General features: G+C 70.5%; 5 protein-coding genes. 1 reads left to right on the forward strand and 4 read right to left on the reverse strand.

Translation table 11 applies throughout. The features are described from left to right. Nucleotides 1-117 precede the first annotated feature (117 nt). A complete protein-coding gene (locus ACWF94_RS29430; RefSeq protein ID WP_453495054.1) occupies nucleotides 118-1158 on the forward strand; it encodes an NAD(P)-dependent alcohol dehydrogenase in 1041 nt (346 codons plus the stop codon). A gap of 358 nt (nucleotides 1159-1516) precedes the next feature. Here the strand turns inward: ACWF94_RS29430 and ACWF94_RS29435 are convergent, their stop codons facing one another. From ACWF94_RS29435 to ACWF94_RS29450, 4 genes are all read right to left on the reverse strand, one after another. Further along, nucleotides 1517-2308 carry an enoyl-CoA hydratase/isomerase family protein gene (locus ACWF94_RS29435; protein ID WP_453495057.1) on the reverse strand — a complete coding sequence of 264 codons (792 nt, stop codon included), beginning with the start codon at nucleotides 2306-2308 and terminating at the stop codon, nucleotides 1517-1519. Beyond that, entirely contained in the window at nucleotides 2292-3830 is a 1539-nt protein-coding gene (locus ACWF94_RS29440; protein WP_453495060.1) for a class I adenylate-forming enzyme family protein, read from the reverse strand. Before ACWF94_RS29440 ends, ACWF94_RS29435 begins: the two co-directional genes overlap by 17 nt. A 91-nt stretch (nucleotides 3831-3921) precedes the next feature. Further along, the gene (locus ACWF94_RS29445; RefSeq protein ID WP_453495063.1) at nucleotides 3922-5004 is read right to left on the reverse strand and encodes an alcohol dehydrogenase catalytic domain-containing protein; all 1083 of its coding nucleotides are present in this window, start codon (nucleotides 5002-5004) and stop codon (nucleotides 3922-3924) included. A gap of 14 nt (nucleotides 5005-5018) precedes the next feature. Then, nucleotides 5019-6437: an aldehyde dehydrogenase family protein gene (locus ACWF94_RS29450; protein WP_453495066.1), complete on the reverse strand. Its 1419-nt coding sequence runs from the start codon at nucleotides 6435-6437 to the stop codon at nucleotides 5019-5021. Between the last annotated feature and the right edge of the window lie 105 nt (nucleotides 6438-6542).

Below are 6542 nucleotides of genomic sequence, written 5' to 3' on the forward strand. Positions count from 1 at the left end.
CCCGTGACACGTGCGGACAGGTGGCCGACGTAGTCTCGATCATGAGCCGCAGCCGACTGCGGACGGGCATCGGACACCCGCCTGACCAGGGATATCCGAGATTCAGGGAGAACCAGTATGAAGGCACTGCAGTACCGCACGATCGGCGCGGCCCCGGAGGTCGTGGACATCCCCGCCCCCGAACCGGGGCCCGGCGAGATCCTCCTCAAGGTGACGGCGGCCGGGGTGTGCCACTCCGACATCGCGGTGATGGGGATGGCCGCCGAGCGGCTGCCGTTCCCGCTCCCGCTCACCCTCGGTCATGAAGGGGCGGGCACGGTGGCCGCACTCGGCGACGGGGTGTCCGGCGTGGCCGCCGGCGACGCTGTCGTGGTGTACGGCCCCTGGGGCTGCGGCGTCTGCCCGGTCTGCGCCACCGGCCGGGAGAACTACTGCCCCCACGCACGCACACTCGGCATCCACCCGCCCGGCCTCGGCTCACCCGGCGCGATGGCCGAGTACATGCTCGTCGACGACGTACGGCACCTGGTACCGATCGGCGACCTCGACCCGGTCTCCGCCGTACCCCTCACCGACGCCGGCCTCACCCCGTACCACGCCGTACGGCGCACCCTGCCGAAACTGGCCCCCGGCTCGACCGCCGTCGTCATCGGCACGGGCGGCCTCGGCCACCTCGCCATCCAGCTCCTGCGAGCCCTCACCCCCGCACACGTCATCGCCCTCGACATCTCCGACGACAAACTGGCCCTGGCCCGCAGCGTAGGAGCCCACGAGGCACTGCCCTCCGACGAGAACGCCGCCGCACGCGTACGGGACCTCACCGGCGGAGTCGGCGCACAGGCCGTCTTCGACTTCGTCGGCACCGACGCCACCGGCCGCACGGCCGTCGCGGCGGCCGCCCTGGACGCCGACATCCAGCTCGTCGGCCTCGGCGGCGGCGCCATCAGGATGGGCTTCGCCCAGGTCCCGTACGGAATGTCGGTCACCGCGCCCTACTGGGGCAGTCGCACCGAACTCGCCGACGTCATCGCCCTCGCCCGCTCCGGAGCCCTGTCCGTACACACCGAGACCTACAGCATCGACGACGCCCCACTCGCCTACGAACGCCTCCACGCCGGAAAGATCACCGGCCGCGCGGTCATCCTCCCCAACGGCTGACCGGGACGCGCCGGGGACGGTGACGTTCCGGCCGGCCATGACGCACCATGTAGCTCGCCGTCCGTTACGAGGCGACCGTGCTGGTCGCGGCCATCGACGAATGGCTGCGACCAGCGCTTTCACAACAGGCCCTAGCCGCGCCAGATCGCGATCGAGCTGAGGCGATCGTTGAGATGGCCGAGGTCGGGGAGGTAGTCGATGTGCGCCGACACGCCGCCCCAGTTCGCGTGTTCGTGGAGGTTGGCCGTGTTGCAGTTGCGTGCAGGTCGATCGGCCGCGTGAAGTCGTTGTACGACCAGCCCAGCCTGGGGAACGGGGCCGCCGGGGCCGTGAGGCGCCTTTCACCATGCGGTCGCGTTCACTCAAAGAACGGGCGGCGTTTCTCACGGAATGCCGCAAGCCCCTCCGCGTAGTCCTTGGAGTAGGTGTGCAGAGTCGCCATGGTCTGTTCCGCCGCCAGGGCGGTGTCCAGTGGCTGATCGACGCTGTCGTCAAGCATGCGCTTGAACCGGCCCAGCCCTTCCCTGCTGCGCGCGGTGAGGTCGGCGACGAGGGCGTCAACGGCGGAACGCAGCTCGCTGTCGGGCACCACCAGGGAGACCAGGCCCCAGTCGGCCATGGTCGATGCCGGAACACGGCGGCCGGTCAGCGCCAGGAACTTGGCGCGGTTCACGCCGATCTTGCGCGGCAGCCGGACGGAACCGCCACCACCGGGCAGCAGCCCGTAGACGGCATGGCCGTCGCCGAACGATGCGGACTCCGCGGCCACGACGATGTCGCAGGCCGAGGCGATCTCCAGCCCCCCGGCGACGGCGAAACCCGCCACGGCACAGACCACCGGCACCGGCAGCAGCTCCACCCGTCGCAGCAGCGCCGAGATCGACTGGTGGAAGGCGCTGATGGCGACGGGATCCGCACCGCCGGTCAGCCCGGACACCGCCTCCAGATCACCCCCGGCGCAGAAGGCCCTGCCCCGGCCGCCGATGACGACACACCGGTCCTGCTCCGTGAGTCCGTCCAGGGCGGAGCCCAGCGCGGCGACCACATCGGGGCTGAGGCTGTTGAGCTTGGCCGGGCGGTTCAGGGTCAGCCACAGCGCCCCGTCCCGGCGCTCGACAAGGACCACATCGGACTCACGCGCCGGAGACATGTGTCCCACGCCCTTCCCAGTACGGCTCCCGCAGCTTGCGGCGCAGAACCTTGCCGACGACGGACTTCGGCAGTGGCACATGGGTGAACTCGACCCGGGACGGCTTGAGGTAGGAACCCATGCGCTCGGCCACCAGAGTGATGATCTCCTCGGAGGTCACCTCGGCCGACGCGTCCACATAGCAGACCGCCATCGGCGTCTCGCCCCACTTGGCGTCCGGCACGCCGAAGACCGCGACCTCACGCACCGCGGGGTGGTCGGCGATGACCGTCTCCAGCTCGGAGGGCCAGATGTTGAATCCGCCGGAGACGATCATGTCATCGACGCGGTCCAGGACGTAGAGGTACCCGTTCCCGTCGAGCCGGCCGATGTCACCGGTCCGCACCCATCCATCGCGCAGGCGGTCCTTCGACAGCTGCGGATCACCCCAGTATCCGGACATCTGGCCTTCGATCTGAGCGTAGATCTCGCCGACCTCTCCGGGAGGCAGCACCGCGCCGTCCTCGTCGTAGATCTCCACGCGCGCGTAGGGCAGCACCTTCCCCGCCGACCGCAGCGGTTCCGATCCCGGCACATCGGCGAACCACTCCCCGGGTCTCATCATCGTGAGGGGTGTCGCCTCCGTCTGCCCGAACACCTGGTGCAGCACGTCTCCGAAGGTGGCGCGGGAGGCGGCGATCGTCGCATCGGTGATGGGCGAGCCTCCGGTGACGATGCAGACCAGCGACGACCAGTCGCGGTCGGCGGCACCCGGCCGGGAGCAGAGAGCCGCGACCATCGACGGCGCCAGGAAGGTGTGGGTCACCTGATGCCGCTCCGACATCTCCAGTACGGCCTCCGGCTCGAACGAACCGAACAGGAGGTTCGCCCCGCCTTCCAGCCAGGTGGGAATGAAGAGGTAGCCGGAGGCGTGCGAGACGGGAGCGGCGTGTCCGACGACGCTGTCCGTGGAGAGCCGGGGGAGCCGCACAAACCAGTTGCGGCAGTTCGCGATCCAGTCGTGCTGACGGTAGCCGACCCCCTTCGGGTTGCCGCTGGTTCCCGATGAGTGCCGGATGATGTACCAGTCGTCCGGGGCCACCTCCACCATCGGATCGGTGTCGCTGTGTGCCGCGAGCCAGTTCTCGTAGCCGCCATCGCGCACCAGGACCCGCGTCAGGGCTTCGGCCTCGGTGTCCAGGCCGTGCACGCTGTCGGCATACGCGGGGTCGGCGAAGACCAGCCGGCACCCGGTGGATTCGATCATCGCCCGGTGCGCGGCGCGGGAGTTGCGGGCGTAGAGCGGTACGCGCACCGCGCCCGCGATCGCGGCACCGAGGATCAGGTCCACCGCCGGCAGGGAGTTGTCCTCCACCATGCCGACCCGGTCGCCGGGTCCCACCCCGAGCCGGATCATGGCGTTGGCCAGCCGGACTCCGCGCCGCCAGGCGTCCTCGTAGGTGAGCTGTGCGTCGCGGGTGATGATCGCGGGACGTTGCGCATGGAATCGGGCGGCCTGTCTCATAAGGCTCGGTACATCCATGGGAATCACTCCATCGGTTGCATGATGTCTGGTCTGTTCCGGGGGCGTGGGGGACGGTGGTCCGGGCCCGGAGCCGGGGGCACCGGCGGCTTCAGGCGATCTCGACGACGGTGCGTACGCCGTCGCCGCGCCGCATGCGTTCGAAGGCCCCGGGCACCCCGGCCAGATCGGTGCGGTGTGTCACCAGCCGACTGAGATCCACCGCACCGGAGAGCACATGCCGGCAGACTTCCGGCACGTCCCGCTCAGGGTCACCGGACCCGAACACCGAGCTGGTGAGGTGGCGCGCGAAGTGGTAAAGCTCCATGGCGTTGAAGGTGACCTCGTCGGTCACCCGGCCCACGCCCACCACGGTGCACCGGCCACCGCGCCGTACGGCACCCCAGGCCGCGCGGATGGTGGCGGGCTTGCCGACGCATTCGAGGGCGTGGTCCGCGCCGCGCCCCTCGGTGAGGGACCTGATGGCCCGGGGTATCCGGTCCTCGTAGAGCAGAAAGTCCGTGGCACCGAGCGACCTGGCGATCGCCTCCTTGCCTGTGCTGACGTCCACGGCGATGATCCGCTCCGCACCGGCCAGCGCGGCACCGGCCACGGCGGACAGTCCCACGCCGCCGAGTCCGAAGACCACGACGGACTCGCCCGGCTTGATCGCCGCGGTGTTGCGGGCGGCGCCCATACCGGTCAGCACCGCGCAGCCGATCAGGGCGCCGACGTCCCTCGGGACTCCTCCGGGAAGCGGTACGACACCGGAGCGGGGGACCACGGTCTCCTCGGCGAACGCGCCCACTCCGAGCGAGACATGCAGCGGCGTGCCGTCGCCGAGGAAGCCGCGGGGCGTGCTCACCACACCCTCCACCGCCGAGCAGAGCCAGGGTTCGCCGTGCCGGCAGAACCAGCAGGACCGGCACGGCGGGGCCCAGTTGAGCACGACCGCGTCCCCCGCCTTCACATCCCCGACGTCGTCGCCGACCTCGACGATCGTGCCCGACGCCTCATGGCCGAGGACGACGGGGTAGGTGGGCCGGATGGTGCCGTTGACCATGGAAAGGTCGGAGTGGCACACCCCGGCCACATCGATGCGCACCCGCACCTCACCGGGCCCGGTTTCGGGGACGGCGATGTCGAGGACCTCCGGCCGCTCGTCCGGGCCGAAGGCCACCAGTGCCTTGACCATGTCAGTACTCCCTCTCAGATCTGGACGGACTTCGTCTCCAGGAACTCCTCAAGGCCATGACGCCCGAGTTCCCGGCCCACGCCGGACTGCTTGTAGCCGCCGAACGGCGCCAGCGGGTTGTACGCGCCGCCGTTGATGTCGACGGTTCCGGTGCGCAGCCCCTTCGCCACGGTGAGGGCACGGTCCTCGTCCGCCGACCACACCGCGCCGTGCAGCCCGTAGCGGGAGTTGTTGGCGACCTCGACGGCGTGTTCGTCCCCGTCATGGGCGAGGACAGCCAGCACGGGGCCGAAGATCTCCTCCTGGGCCAGCGCCGAGTCCGGGTCGACATCGGCGAACACGGTCGGACGTACGAAGAAGCCGTCCGCCTGCCCCTCCGGCGCGTCAGGACCGCCGAGAGCCAGGGTCTGGCCGCCGTCGATCGCGCGGACGATGTGCCCCCGGACCGCATCGCGCTGGACAGCGGTCGCCACCGGGCCCAGCTTGGTCGCCGGGTCGCGCGGGTCACCGGGCACGAAGCCCTCCGCGGCGCGTACCGCGAGGGCCACGGCCTCGTCGAGCCGGCCGCGCGGGACGAGCAGGCGGGTCCAGGCGGTGCAGGTCTGGCCGCCGTTGAGGAACGCGTTGGCGACACCGACCTTGACCGCCGTTGCCAGGTCCGCGTCGTCGAGGACGACGTTGGCCGACTTTCCGCCGAGCTCCAGGGTCACGCGCTTGACCGTCGCGGCGGCCAGTTCCGCCACCCGGCGTCCGGCTCGCAGCGAGCCGGTGAAGGACACGGCGTCCACATCCGGGTGGCGGACGAGCGGCTCGCCCACGCCGTTCCCGGTGCCGGGCACCAGGTTCACCGCGCCGGGTGGGAGGCCGAGCTGGTGCAGCGCCTCGAAGAGGGCGAACGCCGTCAGCGGCGCGACCTCGCTGGGCTTGACCACGACGGGGCATCCGGCCGCGAGCGCCGGAGCCAGTTTGCACACGATCTGGTGCAGCGGATAGTTCCACGGCGTGATGGCCGCGACCACGCCCACGGGCTCCCGGAGCACGAGGCTGTTCCCGATGCGTTCCTGGGGCAGGCCGGCCTCGATGAGATCGGCGTACCCGTTGAGAATGGTCACCGGGAGCGCCGCCTGGATGCGCCGGGAGATCCGGATCGGTGTACCCACCTCATCGGTGATCGTCGCGGCGAGTTCGTCGCGGCGTTCCTGGAGGAACCCGGCCAGGGACCGCAGCGCCTGGGCACGGCGCTTGACGTCCAGGGCCGCCATGGCCGGTGCGGCCCGGCGTGCCGCCGATACGGCGCGGTCCACGTCCTCGGCGGACCCCTCGGGCACCGAGGCGATCACCTGCTCGGTGGTCGGGTTCACCACCTCCGTTCTGCCGTCCGTGCTCGGGTCCACCCAGGCCCCGCCCACGTAGATCCTGGTCAGTTCACGCATGGTGTCTTCACGCATGGTGTCTCCCACTTCACTTTCCGCCGAGTACGGTCACGCACGTCGACGCGTCCTCGATACCGATGAAACCGCCGCCGCTCTGACTGATGC

The organism is Streptomyces sp. NPDC055078 (genome assembly GCF_053607985.1).